The sequence below is a fragment of the Fibrivirga algicola genome, assembly GCF_011742925.1.
GTDB lineage: Bacteria > Bacteroidota > Bacteroidia > Cytophagales > Spirosomataceae > Fibrella > Fibrella algicola.
Window position 1 is genome coordinate 205,166 of sequence record NZ_WAEL01000010.1, and the last position, 14,928, is coordinate 220,093.

Below are 14,928 nucleotides of genomic sequence, written 5' to 3' on the forward strand. Positions count from 1 at the left end.
TTAAAACGCAACGCCGAATTGAAAGCCTACCGTTACGCTTGTAGGTCGATCGTTGCCAAATCGAACGGGTAGTGGTATGGCCAGAAAATAGTTAACCGGGCCACGTTTGGTAGGGCCGGGTCTGCGGAAGGTTTTGTTGAACACGGGCGTGACTCCGTAACGTCCTGCCGTTTCAAAAGCCAGCCGATTCGCCAGCGTAAAGCCGTTGCCTAGCCCCACCAGTACACCGGGGTGAAATAACACGTTGTTCACCCGGCTAATGCCCGCTTCGGATCGGATAAACGGTACAACTTCGAGCGAATAACCGATTTTGGCAGTCTTCCAGATGTTGACACCAACGGGGAAACCAACCTGGTAAAAACTTTTGAAATTGACCACCGGCGCCTCCTGACTAAACGTGACAATCGGGTGAAGAATGCCCTGATACAAAACCACGCGCGGATACTCGTGGGCGGGTGGCGGTTGCTGGGCCTGGGCTTTGCACGTGATAAGAGTTAAAAACAGGCTGATGGTAACTAGCCGAGCGATCCGTGAAAACGACGGCTGATTGATAGTTGAGTAGTATGTAAGCATGCGTGTATCCTACAGGTATCGGGTGGGTTTGACTTCCCTGTGCCGAACCCTACTGTAAGGCTACAACGCCCTTTTTTGGCCACATAGAACAGATTTAACCTTTGGCCGATTCTTTACTTTTTCGTGCTTCTTTTCGGTAGGCCAATGGGCTTTTGCCAACGATTTTTTTGAACACGCGGGTGAAATGACTTTGATCGGAGAAGCCTGTCAGGTAGGCAATGTCGAGCAGTGAATGGTCGGACTCGTCGAGGAGTTGGATGGCTTTATCGATACGCAGTTTTCGGATATACTCGCCGAAGGTCAGGTTATCGAAGTAACTGGCAAATTCCCGCGACAGGTACGTTGGGTTCATCTTTACCGCTTCCGAAATCCCCTTGAGGCTGATGTTCAGGTTCGTGTCGATATGATCCTGAATCAGCGCTTCGAGTTCGCTGATCCAGGCAGGGGTACGTTTTCTCGCCTTTTTCTGCGATGCCAGGTACGTTGCCATTACCTCAATCAGGCTACTCTCGGCGGGGTTCTGTGTGTGCTTTTCGTGTTGCAGGTGCGTTGCCCAACTGTAGAGGGCGTCGTAAATGAGCATGCCCTGCGCCAGTAATTCCTCGTCGTTCTGCAGGTTGTGGGCCAGGCCAGCCGATATAGCCCACAACCCGGCGGCCTGTTCGGCCAGGGCATGATTATCGGTGTCGGCTCCGCGCACGATAGGGGCTATGGTGTGCAGGGCTGGGTCACGGAGGTCGTACTTCTTCAGAAAATAGTCGAACGTACAGTTGGTGCCGTAATGCGAAAACTCCACGCCGGGTACGTCGAACGGTATGGCGCCCAATGCTTTGGCTCTTGCCAGCACCTCATCGGCGGGTACAAACACGATCTGGGCGTCGGAGTCAATAAAGCGCCGAATCAGCCAGGGGCAGGCGATGCGGTCAATCTTCGGTCGTTCGCGGGTGATCCAGATCATCGTTTACGGACAAAAGGTGCAGTTTGCTGCGTTGTTTGCCATACGCAAAGTAGATCGCCAGGCCAATGGCCAGCCAGATCACGAGCCGCAGCCAGGTATCGCCCGGCAACGAGAACATCATCAATAGGCAGGTCAGAATGCCCAGAATCGGTACCACGGGCACCCAGGGCGTCCGGAAGGCGCGGGGGGCGTCGGGTTGTTTTTTGCGCAGGATCAGGATACCGATGCAGACCATCACGAAGGCCAGCAACGTACCGATACTCGTCATTTCACCCACTACTCGAATGGGCACAAAACCAGCAAACAGGCCGATGAACACGCACAACAATACGTTGGCTTTCCAGGGCGTACGGAAACGGGGATGGATCTCCGAGAATGCTTTCGGCAGCAGCCCGTCGCGACTCATCGAGAAAAACACCCGCGACTGCCCCAGCAGATCGACCAGAATGACGGACGTGTAGCCGATCAGGATAGCGCCGATGATGAGTTGCCCCAGCCAGCGGTAAGGCGTTTTTTCGATGGCAATAGCGACCGGCGCGGCGCTGTTCTTAAACTCGGTGTAGTTGGCCATGCCAGTCATGACGTACCCAAACAGCACAAACAGAATGGTGCAGACCACCAGCGAGCCAATGATACCGATGGGCATGTCGCGCTGTGGGTTTTTGGCTTCCTGCGCCATGGTGGCCACAATGTCGAAACCGATAAACACGAAGAACACGACACCCGCGCCGCGCAATACACCACTCCAACCGTATTCGCCGAACGTACCTGTATTGGCCGGAATGTAGGGTTGGTAATTGGCCGGGTCGATATACTGCCAGCCAAGGGCAATGAACACGAGCACGACCAGCACTTTCAGCGTCACTACAATAGCGTTGAAAATAGCTGAACCCGACGTGCCGCGAATAATGATGCTGGTAATGAGCACCACGATCAACACCGCAGGTACGTTCATAAAACCAGATACGGTAGACCCATCGGCCCCGGTAGCCGTTTCGAACGGCGAGAGCATCAGTTGCGGGGGCAGATGCAGACCGTAGTTACTCAGAAACCGGTTGAGGTACTGCGACCAGCTGATGGCCACCGTAGCTGCACCGACAGAATATTCCAGCACCAGATCCCAACCGATGATCCAGGCGAACAGCTCACCCAGCGTGGCGTAGGCGTAGGTATAGGCGCTTCCCGAAATAGGCACCATCGCGGCAAATTCGGCGTAGCATAAAGCGCTGAACGCACAGCCTACGGCGGCCACGACAAAGGATAGGGTTACGGCTGGCCCGGCATGGTTAGCGGCGGCAATGCCCGTGAGTGAAAACAGGCCCGCGCCAATAATGACGCCAATGCCGATAGCCACCAGGTTGAATGCGCCGAGCGAGCGTTTAAGGGTTGACGAGTCACTGGCTGCCGCTTCCTGCCGCAGTCGTTCAAGTGATTTAATACGCATAGGTACGTGGAGAAATAACTGTTACCGAGTTAGCAAACCCGCGTCGAGCACGAATTGGGAACCGGTGATGTAGCGAGCGCCGTCTGAGACCAGATAGAGCACCATCGCCGATACATCTTCAGGTTCAACCCAGGGAACCGGCAATAAATTTCCTGCCGACCGTTCGGCGATCTCCTGCGTGGTGGTGCCTTCGAGCGCAGCCAACCCGTCGTTCATTGGTGTGTTGACGCCCGTTGGGTGAATGGAATTGACCCGTATGTTGTAGGGGGCCAGCTCGATAGCCCACGATTTGGTCAGCCCCACAAGTCCCCATTTCGACGCCGCATAATGGCTCAGTCGGTTCATGCCCCGGAGACCGGCAATGCTCGAATTGTTGAGAATAATGCCCGATTGCTGTTCAATCATCACCGGAATGACTCGCCGGGCAACCAGCCACGCGCCTTTGAGGTTGATGTCGAGCATAGCGTCCCAGGCGTCTTCGGTTAGCTCATGAGCCAAGCCGTAAGCGCAGATACCCGCGTTGTTGAAGAGGATGTCGATCCGCCCAAACTCGTTCATTGCTTGCTCTACGGCCCTGGTTACGTCGGCATCGTTGCGTACATCGCCGGTTACGGACAGGCAGCTTGTGCCGAGGGCTTCAATATCCTGTTGCAGCTGGATTAGCTCATCGGCCGAGCCGAAGGTGTAGGCTGGGTACGTCAGGTCTTTGGCTACATCGAAGGCAACAATATTGATACCTTCTTTGGCTAAGGCCAGCGCCACCGCTCGGCCCTGTCCGTGGGCGGCACCAGTGATGAAGGCAACTTTCTTGGCGGTTTGCTGTTCAACTACATCAGGCATGAGTGGGGCGGTCCGGCTATCCGGCGGTTTAGTGGTCCGATTGGGCTAATGGTAAATAGGGGTAGAGGTATTCGTCGATCGTGACGTGGAGCACGTTGTTGATCAGGTTCGTGGCGATCATCTGCCCGGCGAAGGCGACGAGGGTAACAACGTCCCGATCAGAAAACCGTTGCCGGATAGGTTCGTACACCTCGTCGGGAACCTCACCTTGATTTTGGGCAATGGCCGCGCCGAAGTCCAGTAGGTGCTGTTCGTGGTCGGTCAGGTGCAGGTCTTCTGGCCGCTCGCCGTTCTGAATGATGATCTTCCGAAAAAATGTGGTGCAAAGCGGACAATTCGACGCTTCTGAAATGGCGTGCGCAAACAGATACGCCGATCGTTCGCCAGTAATTGCGATCACGGCCTGATAGAGCGGATACCACTGCATATACACGTCGAATGCCAGCGGCGAATGGCTCAGCGTGGCTTTCATGTTCGTGATCCTTGAGCCGGGATAATCGTCGATATGCTTCGCCCATGCCGCCTTTAACTCATCGGAAGCATTCGATTCGGGTAGTGGCTGAATGCGGGGAGTCATGATTGTGAAGGTTTGAAGTGGCTTACTGCTTCATGCATTTTGTGGCTTCGCGGGTTAGGTTGCTTTAGCCTGCCGAAGGGCCAGGCGAGAACAGCCTAACTCGCGAAGCAAAACCCACCTACAAATTCGTCCACTTTACCAGTCGTTCACCAGCGCGGAGCAGTGTGTCGTCGTCTTTGGCAAAACAGAAGCGGAGAATGTTGTAGTCGTTCTTCTGATTGTAGAAGACAGACACCGGGATGGACGCAACGCCGATTTCTTTCGTCAGGCGAATCGCCAGGTCGTAATCAGGCTCGGCGGTGATGGCTTCGTAGGATACGTTTTGAAAGAACGTGCCTTCGGTAGGTACGTACCTGAACCGGGAACTGGCAATGGCTTGCAGAAATAAGTCGCGTTTATGCTGGTAGAAAGCGGGCAATTCCAGGTAACGCTCGGGCTGCTGCAGATACTCGGCTAGGGCGTATTGCATTGGCGTCGAAACGCTGAAGGTCATAAACTGATGAACCTTGCGGAACTCCGTAGTTAGGGCTGCAGGAGCAAGGCAGTAGCCCACTTTCCAGCCCGTAACATGGAACGTCTTCCCAAAGGAACCAACGACAAACGTGCGCTCCTGTAACCCCGGATGCTGCATCAGCGATAGGTGCGGCCGGTTGTCGAAGGTGATATGCTCATACACTTCATCGGCAATCACGAAGATGTCGCGGTCGCGAATCAGGTCGGCCAACTGGTTCAGATCGTCGCCTGTCCAGACACGGCCGGTGGGGTTGTGTGGCGTATTAACCAGTAGTAGCCGGGTACGTTCCGTGATCTTGTCGGCTACCTGCACCCAATCGACGGCATAATCGGGCGGGGTAAGTGTAACGTAAACGGGTATGCCCCCGGCCAGTTCAATGGCCGGAACGTAGCTGTCGTAGGCGGGTTCAAACACGATCACCTCGTCGCCCGATTGCACCACGGCGGTAATGGCCGCATACAGGGCTTCGGTCGCGCCTGAGGTAACGGTAATCTCCGTATCCGGGCTGTAGCTGATGCCGTACACATCGGCGGTTTTTTGCGCAATGGCATCGCGCAGTACCGGTACACCCGCCATTGGTGCATACTGATTGTGGTTCGCCCGTAACGCCTTCGTCACCAGTTCGAGCAGAGCCGGGTCGGCGGGGAAACTCGGGAACCCCTGCGACAGGTTGAGCGCGCCAACATCGGCCGCCAGTTTCGACATGACCGTGAATATGGTAGTGCCAACGTGGGGGAGTTTGGAAGGAAGCGTTTGGGTCGGTTGCATTGTATACGGATGTCAATCCGTTTTTTGAGCGTGTGCTGTCTGGGCTTTATGGGCACCGTATGTCTCCGATAAAAGCCGCATTACGTAGTGGCCAAAGTTACTGGAATAGCCTTTCCGAAGCTATCGCGTAGCACTACGCGGGCGGCGTGGTAGCCGCACATGCCATGAACCCCTCCGCCGGGCGGTGTGGCCGATGAGCAGATAAACATACCCGCTTCTGAGGTCCGGTAGGGCGTCAGGCTGATGGTTGGGCGGGTGAACAGCTGACCAATATCGATGATGCCGCCGTTAATGTCGCCGCCCACGTAGTTCGGGTTCCAGTCCTCGACCTGCGCTGTATTCATGGTATGTTTAGCCAGAATCAGGTCGCGGAAACCGGGTGCGAAGCGTTCCAACTGCCCCTCAATTTGAGTGGTCATATCGACGGTCGAGCCGTTGGGTACGTGGCAATAGGCCCAGGCGGTGTGTTTACCCTCGGGGGCGCGGGTAGGATCGAACCGGCTTTGCTGGGCGAGCAATACATACGGTCGATCAGGGTGTTTCCCATCATAGGTCTGCTGTTCGGCCGTGACGATTTCTTCGAGTGTACCGCCGAGGTGAATTGTACCGGCCCGCTGGCAATCGGCGTTGGTGAACGGAATTGGCCCATCAAGCGCCCAATCGACTTTGAAAATACCGGGGCCGTAACGGTAATTTTCCAACTGTTTCCGGTACAACGTCGAGAAGCGATCACCAGCTATGCTGAGAATCTGTTTGGGTGTCAGGTCGAATAAGACCACGCGCGTTTTGGGAATGTCGGCCAGTGTACGAACCGTTCGGTCGGTCTGGATTTCGCCCCCCATCGATCGCAGGTACGAGGCCAGTGCATTGGCAATTTGTTGCGACCCGCCTTTGGGCATGGGCCAGCCGCGTTGATGCCCGGCCGCCATCAGCACCAGCGCAATAGCCGAGGTTGTTAGATTAGTCAGGGGCTGAATGGCGTGAGCCGCCATACCCGCCAGTAGTGCCCGCGCTTCGGTCGTCTTAAATCGACTGGCCAGGTACGTTGCCGGCGGAAGGGCATCAAGCCCAAACAGGGCCAGATCGATTGGGTGCTTTGGAAAACGTAATGGCCCAAGCAAGTCTGGAGCCAGCGTAGACCAGTGTTCGACAATCGGCTCCATTAGCTTCAGGTACGTTGCCTCATCGGCGCCCAGCGTTCGAGCGGTGTCGGCTACGGAACCGATCAGCAGAGCGGTCTTGCCACCGTCGAGGGGGTGGGCGGCAGCAACGGGCGGGTAAATCCATTCCAGACCGTGCTCGGCTAACGGTAAACTCCGAAACAGGGGCGAACCAGCCGCCAGCGGATGAATGGCCGATCCCATGTCGTGCACAAATCCGGGCATGGTCAGTTCCGCCGAGCGGGTGCCGCCCCCGATGATTGAGCGTGCTTCGAGCACTACTACCGACAGACCCGCCCGCGCCAGTACAATGGCCGCGCTCAGTCCGTTCGGGCCGGAGCCGACAATTACGGCGTCATATTGTTTTTCGGATGTGTGCATCGTCAACGAGTCGCATTCAGTTGTTCGGGTTGGTTCAATACCTGCCCGTCGGGTTTTACTTGCCAGGCCGTCACCGGATTCAGGTGGTAACCGCCCATATCGGGTCCTCGTGCCTCAACAAGTTGCCGAAAGGTAGGTTGGGTATAGCCCGTTTCGTCGGTCACCCGGCTCATGATCAGGGTTTCGTTGCCATTCCATCGCCAAAGATGCCGAAAAACAGTGTGCGCTTTATCAAGAACCGGATCTTGTAGGTCGGCCACCTGCCACGTCTTCCCCGCATCGGTACTGACCTCGACTCGGAGCACCTTGCCGCGCCCGCTCCAGGCCAGCCCCCGAATCTCGATCCAGCCGCGCTCGATCTGGGCTGGGTACGTTGGAAAGGTGATGATGCTCCGGGCATCGATATCGAAACTGAATTGCCGGACCTTTCCGTCTTTGATCGCTTCAGTGTACTTCGATGTTTCTTCGCGGGTATGCCAGGGCGCGTCGCCAAGCTCTATTCGACGAAGCCATTTTACGCTGGTGTTGCCCTCCCAACCCGGCAGAAACAGCCGGACCGGATAGCCCTGTTCCGGACGGATGGCCTCGCCGTTTTGGGCATAGGCGATAATGGCATCGTCCCAGCCTTTGCGAACGGGAATACTCCGCGTCATCAGGGCCGCATCGCCCCCTTCGGCCAGAAACCAGCTGGCTTTTTCGCGAACGCCTACTTCCCGAAACAAGGTCGACAGCCGAACGCCGGTCCATTCGCTTTGGCTCGTCAGGCCGCAAATATCCTGTGGCGTCATGGTTTCTTTCCCCGTCCGGAAGTTGCCCGAGCATTCCAGAAACGCGATGCGTGAGACGGACGGAAACCGTTTCAGATCTGCCAATGAAAACACCGTTGGCCGGTCCACGAAGCCATGAATCGTTAACGAGTAAGTCACCGGGTCGATGGTTGGAACGCCGTTGTGGTGCCGTTCGAAATGCAGGTCCGACGGGGTAATCATGCCCTTGAAATCCTGCAACGGTGACCGCGACGAAATATCGGACGGAGCTTTCGCCAGCTTCTCAAACGCCGACCGCGTGCCGACTTTCCCCGGCGGAACACCCATCTGCTTCGTCGGATCGTCGGGAACACCGATTTGCACTCCGCTGGCAAATGAAGTCTGTACCACCGCTACCGCCATAGCACCACCCAGCAGGCTACGTCGCGAGATTTTTTGGTCGTTTTTCATAGGGGTTTGTTGATGAAGTGGTTGAGGGTAGTTGGATTTAGCTTTTAGTGTGTTGCTTTCGCATATCCCTTCGACAGGCTCAGGGTGACAGGAAACCCAAGCATGTTCATGACAACCTTGAGTGAGATTGTTACCCTGAGCCTGTCGAAGGGCCAGGCGAAAGCAATCTAATTCGCGAAGCACTACGTTTGTGTAAAGCACTTTCACCGAATCGTCGGCCCGCCGGTTCGGTCGTCGGGGACGAAGTTGGGTTGGGCGGGCATACGGACGGCGGGCAGGGTTTTGGCATTCATGGTGGTTTTTTCGTTGATGAGTTTGTTGGTGTGGAGTAGAAAAGCGGTGAGTGCATACACTTCGTCGTTAGTCAGCGAACCGGGTTGGTTAAACGGCATGGCCCGGCGCACATAGTCGAAAACGGTGGTGGCGTAGGGCCAGTAATTGCCAATCACTTTGTCTGAGCGTTTGCCTGCGACTGATGGCGTCACCACCAGTGCACCGTTGGGGCCACCCGTACCGCCAGCCCCGTGACAGGCCGCGCATTTCGCCGCGAAAATCACCGCGCCGATCGCTACCGTTCCCGACCCGGCTGGCAGACCTGTGCCATCGGGTCGAACGTCGATGTCTAGGGCGGCAATCTGCGTGACTGATGCTGTTTTCCCGAGACCGAACGTACCTGGGCCGAAGGGTGTGGGCAGGGTGTCGGGCTGACTTTTGGTTGCTTCAACTGCAAATTCGTGCGAACGAAACCTGATTGGTGCAGCCGGCCGGCTTGGCCAACTAAGTAATAAAACGGGCAGTAGGAGCCACCGCTTAGTCATAACGGCCAGCTTTCAAGGTGCTCTCCGTCAGGGCGTAGGATCGGACAATGCGGTCGAGAACGACATAGATCGAATCTTTCTTTTCGTTGATGCCGGTCAGTACTACGCGTGAACCGTCTGTTGTCTGGTAGCGGAGTACCATTCGTTTCCGTTCGGCGGGCTTACTTTCCTCGACAAGGCCCCGCTTGCGCCGGGTGGTCTGCACCAACGGATGCACCTTCGTAAACTCATCACCGATGTTGGCCCGCGCCTGCGCCGGAATCCACTGTTTCTCCGAGATCGCGTTCGGATTTTTTGTTTGCTCCTTCCGCCGACGAGTGCCGCTTTCGCCCGGGTTGCCCGCTCCGGGCGCGTCCTCGCGGGGGCCGTTCAGGCGTACTTTATCTTGTAAGTAGAGCGTCTGGTTTACGGTGTCAGCGTCGTAGTAGAACACGCGTTGACCGCCCGCTACGCCGGTCACTTCAAACGTCCGGTTCAGGTCGCGCATGGGGGCGCCACCGCCGTTGCTCAGGTCGAGTCTGGCGAGGCGGTTTACTTTGAAGGTTAGGGTGCTCCAGTTCTCGAAAGTCGCTTCCTGCCAGCGTGTCGAGTCGGTCGGGTTGTAGGGGAGGGGCTGACCGTTCAGCTTGAACTCAGTCACGGCGTAATTGCCGCGCAGTTCGCGAATGCCGCGCTGGGCGGGTTGTTTATAGGGGTCGTAGATGAAATTGACGACTTGCAGGTAAAACAGCACGCCAATGAACAGGAACAGCGTAGCGGCTTTCAGGCTGTAACGTACCCAGCGTTGCCAGGCGTTTGTGAAGGTGGGGTAGTGGTAAACTGGCACTGTGAACCGTTCGCGCACCAGCAGGTTCCAGGCAAATGGAATATCATACCACAACAAAAAGGCCGCCAGCAGCACGAAGTAGGAGCTGTACACGTGCACGCCCCCATCGTAGGCGAGGTTGACGTACACAATGTCGGCCAGGGCACCGAACAGCAGGGCCGCACCCAGGAAGGTGGTTTTGCGGAAGAAAAGAAACACGCCCGCCGCCACTTCGACCACGCCGGTGAACACTTCGTACCAGGGCACAATACCGATCGATAGCCAGTAGAGCTTTTGCGCCGTAAGGTCGCCGAAATTGGTGTTTAAGATGCCTAGCGATGGGTAAGGTAGTTGCGTCGGCAGGAGCTTCGTGAAGCCGAATCCGATGATGCCAATACCCGCCCGGTAACGCACCACCACGCGAAGCCAGTAATACAGCAAGTTGTAATTGACAGGCTCTGCCTTTCGAATTTTAACAATGCCGGTCCAGAGCAGCCCGCCGACGATAGCAGCTAGCAGTGTAATGATCCAGGGCGCATACCCCAGTAACGGACTGCCAAACAAGGTGTTGCCAAACAAACTCAGGCCGGAGCCGAACCGGGCGATGTCATACACGTCGCGGTAATGCAGGTTCGTCCAGTCTAGAGCAAAGAAATCGCGGTACCAGCCGACGTTATTCGGCAAAGCCATGGCGACGAAAAAAACGAACGCGATTCGAAACGTGATCTTCTCCGTTTCGGACCAACGGCTTTGCGCTGTTTTTGGGGTTGCCGCTGGCGCATTGGCCTGCGACTGAGTTAGTGTTTCTGCGCTTATCATGAGGGAAATGGGGTTATTGCTGACGCGTGTGTAGAGACCGGTCCGCCGGTGCGGCAAGATTTTGCGTCCTTACGGTAGCCGGATGGAACGCCGATTACAAGGTCAATCCTTTTCTGCGGCCTGCTTTGGCGGCTTCGGCCAGCAGGTATTTCTTATCTACCCGTTCCAGAACGGCGTACACAGAATCGCGGTGGGCATTTACGCCAGCCAGTACCAACGTACCTGGGTTGGGACGTTCGTACTGGAATTGGAAGCTATCGTCGGAGCGCTGCGGGTTGCGGAGCTGGAGCGTCTGGGCGGACGATGCTGATGCCCCGGCCAATAGCTCATAGTGGTAATAATGCCGCCCGATCTGCCCCGCCCACTCGAACGTCCGCGCTGAATCTGGCCCGATTATATCTTCCTGGTTTAGCGTAACCAGTGCTGCCGGGGCTGGCCGACGAATGCTGATCGTGTTCCAGTTCTCGATCACAACGTTTTGCCAGCGGATTGAATCGGCTGGTGAGGGCGGGCGCGTTTGCCCATTCAGGCGAAACTCCCGGACGGTGTATAAACCGGCAGCTTCGGACAAAGGGCCCTTTTTTGCGGCACTTGGGTATTGATGTCCACCTTGCCGCAAGGCCCCGTAGGCAGACAGTCCGTAGGAGAGAATCAACAACGCGGCTACGGCCTTACCCGCCAGCCGGGCCGATTGTTGCCAGCCTTCGGCAAATGTCAGACGGTAGCGGTTGGGCGCGGTTGGTTTGCCCATCACTAGCAAGTTGTAGAGTCGGAGGCCGTCGTAGGTCAGCAGAAACAGGGCAAGGCTGATCAGGAACAGGCTGTAAACGAATTCGCCCCCGCCATACGCGACGTTCGACATGAACACATTGCCCGTAAAAAAGACCGTGATGAACGCCCCGATGGTGGCCGATCGGCGGGTGAGTAGTAACAGGCCAGCGATTGTTTCGACCAGGCCCAGAAATGCCTGATACGACGGGACAACACCCAAAGTCAGGGCAAAGATTTTCCATTCGGTCAGCTCGCCGTAGGGCGTGTTGAGGTGGCTGAGCGACGGTTCGGGTGCCTGAATCGGGAACAGCTTAATGAGGCCGAATGCCAGTAACCCAGACGCCAACCGGTAACGGATCAGGATGCGTAACCAGGCGTTCAACTGGTTGTAATCAAGCGCCGGTTTGCCTGCTTTCAGCCGGTTCTTCTCCCAGATTGACCAGCCGAACGTACCCAGCCCGGCTAGCACTGCCGCTATGATCCAGTTTAGGAATGAACCACTGTCGCCGACGAAGTTGGGCGTATACTTGGCCAGCTTGAACAGGGGTTGGTAAAGGCCATACTGCCAATTGGCTGTGAGCAAATCGCGCCAGAACGACGGGGCCAACGGTACGATCTGAACCAGAAAATACAGCGCAACGAAGCGGAAAATCCCTTGTTCGGCCGGTTTCCAGTCCGAATTGGGCAAAGCAGTGGCTGAACGGCCTTCCCAACTGGGATGCGGCTCGTGATAGGAGGTACTCATAGGGTGTTGAGTTTTACTTAGCCGGTTCGTTCGGCCGGGGTGGTGTCTGGTTGATTACTTTTCGCGTTTGCAGATCGAATTTCTGGCCTTTGCTCAGGAAGTAAAACGGCCCGCCCGTGCTATTCTGACCCGATGGGTACTTCGCGTTGCTGTTGATCTGGTTAATGTCGTAGATGCCCACGAGCGAATTGCCGATGACCTCGAACGCGTTCTTCTGCACTACCACCGCCGTACTCTCATCAATACCAATGCCTAGTAGTTCGGGTCGCGCCTTAATCACGTCGATCAGATCAAACTGCCGGTTCCGGCGCAGCACGTGTTGATCGACGGTCAGGTTTTTCACGAAAGCCAGTCCTTCGGTATGGTCGCCCACCATGATGCTGTTGCCTTTTGTATCGCCTCGCACCATAAACGAGCCGATGATGGTAGCTCCCGCCGACGTGCCGCCGATCACACCGCCCCGACCAAGCAGCGCGTTGAATTCGTTGTGCGCCAGCGTGTTCAGGTACGAATCGGCCAGCCTCCAGTGCCGACCACCTTCAAACCATACGGCCGTTGCCTGCCGAATGGGAGCTACAAACGATTCCTGATTAGCCTGTTTTGGGTCGCGGGTGTGAAGCAAGGTCACGTTGGCGACGCCCAGTTCCTGAAGCCGTTTCTGGGTACGTTGCCCGCTAGCCGTAAGCGTCGAATCGTCACCCGCCGTGGGGATCACAATAATCCGGGCGTTCGCCTTCCCGCCCGCCAGCTCGATGAAGCGATTCCAGATGTCGGGCGAGATAGCGCCGCCCCCAACGATCACCACAGCCCCTTTCTCTGGGCCTGCCGTTTGGGCAGAAAGTCGCCCGGCAAAGAGGGCAACAAGGAGGACGATATACGTGAAGCGAGTTCTCATGATGGTTGTATGGTTTATGTGTTTACCCTCACCCGCAGCGGCGGACCGTCCCAGCCCCTCTCCCACGTTGAGAGAGGGGAAATGCTCTGCCTATCAGCGAAGCTACTGTAGGGCTATTCCCCTCTCCCAACGTGGGAGAGGGGCTGGGACGGTCCGCCGCTGCGGGTGAGGGCCTGAGTAAGTTAATACCCCTTGTTCTGAGTCAGGGCTTTATCGGCTAGAATTTCACTGGTTGGGATGGGAAACACGTATTTGTTGGCGTCGGTGATACCCAGGACGGTGGCCACGCGGCCGGTGCGGATGAGGTCAAACCAGCGGTCGGCTTCGAAGGCGAATTCGAGGCGTCTTTCGTTCTCGATGGCCAGTAGAATGGCGTCGGTGGTAGGCGTTGTGGTGCTGGTTAGGGCGGTCAGATCGGCGCGGCTGCGAACGGCGTTGATGTCGACTAGAGCATCGGCAGGTTTACCCAATTTAGCGCGGGCTTCGGCACGAATCAGGTACACTTCGGCAATCCGGATCAGGTAAGCGGGGTCGGTGCCGGTGGGGTTGCGGTAATAGAGTCTACCGTACCAGAGATTACCTGGAGCCGCCGTTTGGCCAATGACTGCCGACCGATTACCACCTATGGCCGGATTGTTCAGCAGTGTCACCAACTGCGCATTGGGTGCCCATTCCCGTCGACCGCTCAGTGCTGGTGGGAGCCACCAGTTGAAATGCCCATTTTTAAACGAGTTGGAATAAGCCAGCTCAAATACTGACTCCGTGGTGTTCACGGCATTATTGGCGAAGAACGCGTTGTAGGGTTTCACCAGTTTGTAGTTCGTTGCATCGTCGATTAGCCTCGTCGCATAGGCGTCGGCCTGCTCCCATTCCTGCCGGTAGAGGTGATACCGCGCCCGTAGCGCCCAGACCGTTTTGCGCGTGACGCGGTTGCGGTTGGTCGTTGCGGCCAGCAGTGGTTCGGCTGCTGTCAGGTCTTTCAGTACTTGTGCGTAAGTATCGGCCAGACTACTGCGGGTGATACCTGTGTTTTCTGTAGCAGAGCGGGTTGGTTTCAGCACCAGTTGCACGCCACCCCAGCCTCGTGCCAGATCGAAATAAGCCAACGCCCGAATGGCCAGCGCCTCGCCCTGAATCTGTCCTTTGCGCGCCTCGGTCAACAGCGGGTCAGTCAGCGTCGGAACGGTTTCGAGCAGGTAATTCGCTGCCAGAATAGTCTGGTAAATGCCCTGCCACGCCTGCGACACGTACCCATTATCGGCGGTCAGCTTACGGGCGGTAATCTCCTGCGGCGCCCCCTGTGAACCCGTCCATTGAATATCGCCTCCCGATAGGTACGATAGCGCCGGGAAGTTCGACCCATAATAATTATCATTGCCCAGGCGGTTGTACAGCCCGTTTAAGGCCACCTCGGCCGTATTCGCTGACGTAATTGCCCGTTGTTCGTCAACCTGCAATACGGGCTGAACCTCAAGGAAATTGTTGCATCCTGCAAGTAGGAAGAGCAGTGGAAGGAAGAATTTTGTCTTGTTCATAGTGGAGGTTGCCCTCACCCCCAGCCCCTCTCCCACGTTGGGAGAGGGGAGTCGCTCTACAGTAGCTTAGCTAATTAGCGGAGCATTGCTCCCCTCTCCTGTAGGGGA

At 56.5% G+C, this 14,928-nt stretch carries 13 protein-coding genes; all 13 read right to left on the reverse strand.

Annotated elements, in window-relative coordinates:
- Positions 1–573 (reverse strand): hypothetical protein, encoded by a 573-nt coding sequence (locus F7231_RS23485; protein WP_166693762.1) that lies wholly within the window; start codon positions 571–573, stop codon positions 1–3.
- A 94-nt stretch (positions 574–667) separates the two neighbouring features.
- Positions 668–1,531, reverse strand: coding sequence for a chromate resistance protein ChrB domain-containing protein (locus F7231_RS23490; protein ID WP_166693763.1), 864 nt, complete (start codon positions 1,529–1,531; stop codon positions 668–670).
- Positions 1,497–2,975, reverse strand: a complete 1,479-nt coding sequence (locus F7231_RS23495) for an amino acid permease (protein WP_166693764.1) — start codon at positions 2,973–2,975, stop codon at positions 1,497–1,499. Before F7231_RS23495 ends, F7231_RS23490 begins: the two co-directional genes overlap by 35 nt.
- A gap of 21 nt (positions 2,976–2,996) precedes the next feature.
- Positions 2,997–3,815: a mycofactocin-coupled SDR family oxidoreductase gene (locus F7231_RS23500; RefSeq protein ID WP_166693765.1), complete on the reverse strand. Its 819-nt coding sequence runs from the start codon at positions 3,813–3,815 to the stop codon at positions 2,997–2,999.
- A gap of 28 nt (positions 3,816–3,843) precedes the next feature.
- Positions 3,844–4,392 (reverse strand): carboxymuconolactone decarboxylase family protein, encoded by a 549-nt coding sequence (locus F7231_RS23505; RefSeq protein ID WP_166693766.1) that lies wholly within the window; start codon positions 4,390–4,392, stop codon positions 3,844–3,846.
- A gap of 118 nt (positions 4,393–4,510) precedes the next feature.
- Entirely contained in the window at positions 4,511–5,674 is a 1,164-nt protein-coding gene (locus F7231_RS23510) for a methionine aminotransferase (RefSeq protein ID WP_166693767.1), read from the reverse strand.
- Positions 5,675–5,754: 80 nt separating this feature from the next.
- The gene (locus tag F7231_RS23515) at positions 5,755–7,215 is read right to left on the reverse strand and encodes a phytoene desaturase family protein (protein WP_166693768.1); all 1,461 of its coding nucleotides are present in this window, start codon (positions 7,213–7,215) and stop codon (positions 5,755–5,757) included.
- 2 nt (positions 7,216–7,217) lie between these two features.
- Positions 7,218–8,432, reverse strand: a complete 1,215-nt coding sequence (soxC, locus tag F7231_RS23520) for a sulfite dehydrogenase (protein ID WP_166693769.1) — start codon at positions 8,430–8,432, stop codon at positions 7,218–7,220.
- A gap of 203 nt (positions 8,433–8,635) precedes the next feature.
- The gene (locus tag F7231_RS23525; RefSeq protein WP_166693770.1) at positions 8,636–9,250 is read right to left on the reverse strand and encodes a c-type cytochrome; all 615 of its coding nucleotides are present in this window, start codon (positions 9,248–9,250) and stop codon (positions 8,636–8,638) included.
- Complete coding sequence (locus F7231_RS23530; RefSeq protein WP_208295670.1) at positions 9,243–10,874, reverse strand: hypothetical protein; 1,632 nt, start codon at positions 10,872–10,874, stop codon at positions 9,243–9,245. The genes F7231_RS23525 and F7231_RS23530 overlap by 8 nt, the downstream gene beginning before the upstream one ends.
- A 94-nt stretch (positions 10,875–10,968) precedes the next feature.
- The gene (locus F7231_RS23535; protein WP_229370288.1) at positions 10,969–12,390 is read right to left on the reverse strand and encodes a DoxX family protein; all 1,422 of its coding nucleotides are present in this window, start codon (positions 12,388–12,390) and stop codon (positions 10,969–10,971) included.
- A gap of 13 nt (positions 12,391–12,403) precedes the next feature.
- On the reverse strand, positions 12,404–13,285 hold the full coding sequence (locus F7231_RS23540; RefSeq protein ID WP_166693771.1) for a cyanophycinase: 882 nt from the start codon (positions 13,283–13,285) through the stop codon (positions 12,404–12,406).
- 182 nt (positions 13,286–13,467) lie between these two features.
- Positions 13,468–14,820: a RagB/SusD family nutrient uptake outer membrane protein gene (locus tag F7231_RS23545; protein WP_166693772.1), complete on the reverse strand. Its 1,353-nt coding sequence runs from the start codon at positions 14,818–14,820 to the stop codon at positions 13,468–13,470.
- Positions 14,821–14,928: the final 108 nt, after the last annotated feature.

What these genes read in the sequence shown, in the direction of transcription:
- F7231_RS23485 (WP_166693762.1), bottom strand. Translation starts at nt 573, where the DNA reads ATGCTTACATACTACTCAACTATCAATCAGCCGTCGTTTTCACGGATC.
- F7231_RS23490 (WP_166693763.1), bottom strand. Translation starts at nt 1,531, where the DNA reads ATGATCTGGATCACCCGCGAACGACCGAAGATTGACCGCATCGCCTGC.
- F7231_RS23495 (WP_166693764.1), bottom strand. Translation starts at nt 2,975, where the DNA reads ATGCGTATTAAATCACTTGAACGACTGCGGCAGGAAGCGGCAGCCAGT.
- F7231_RS23500 (WP_166693765.1), bottom strand. Translation starts at nt 3,815, where the DNA reads ATGCCTGATGTAGTTGAACAGCAAACCGCCAAGAAAGTTGCCTTCATC.
- F7231_RS23505 (WP_166693766.1), bottom strand. Translation starts at nt 4,392, where the DNA reads ATGACTCCCCGCATTCAGCCACTACCCGAATCGAATGCTTCCGATGAG.
- F7231_RS23510 (WP_166693767.1), bottom strand. Translation starts at nt 5,674, where the DNA reads ATGCAACCGACCCAAACGCTTCCTTCCAAACTCCCCCACGTTGGCACT.
- F7231_RS23515 (WP_166693768.1), bottom strand. Translation starts at nt 7,215, where the DNA reads ATGCACACATCCGAAAAACAATATGACGCCGTAATTGTCGGCTCCGGC.
- soxC (WP_166693769.1), bottom strand. Translation starts at nt 8,432, where the DNA reads ATGAAAAACGACCAAAAAATCTCGCGACGTAGCCTGCTGGGTGGTGCT.
- F7231_RS23525 (WP_166693770.1), bottom strand. Translation starts at nt 9,250, where the DNA reads ATGACTAAGCGGTGGCTCCTACTGCCCGTTTTATTACTTAGTTGGCCA.
- F7231_RS23530 (WP_208295670.1), bottom strand. Translation starts at nt 10,874, where the DNA reads ATGATAAGCGCAGAAACACTAACTCAGTCGCAGGCCAATGCGCCAGCG.
- F7231_RS23535 (WP_229370288.1), bottom strand. Translation starts at nt 12,390, where the DNA reads ATGAGTACCTCCTATCACGAGCCGCATCCCAGTTGGGAAGGCCGTTCA.
- F7231_RS23540 (WP_166693771.1), bottom strand. Translation starts at nt 13,285, where the DNA reads ATGAGAACTCGCTTCACGTATATCGTCCTCCTTGTTGCCCTCTTTGCC.
- F7231_RS23545 (WP_166693772.1), bottom strand. Translation starts at nt 14,820, where the DNA reads ATGAACAAGACAAAATTCTTCCTTCCACTGCTCTTCCTACTTGCAGGA.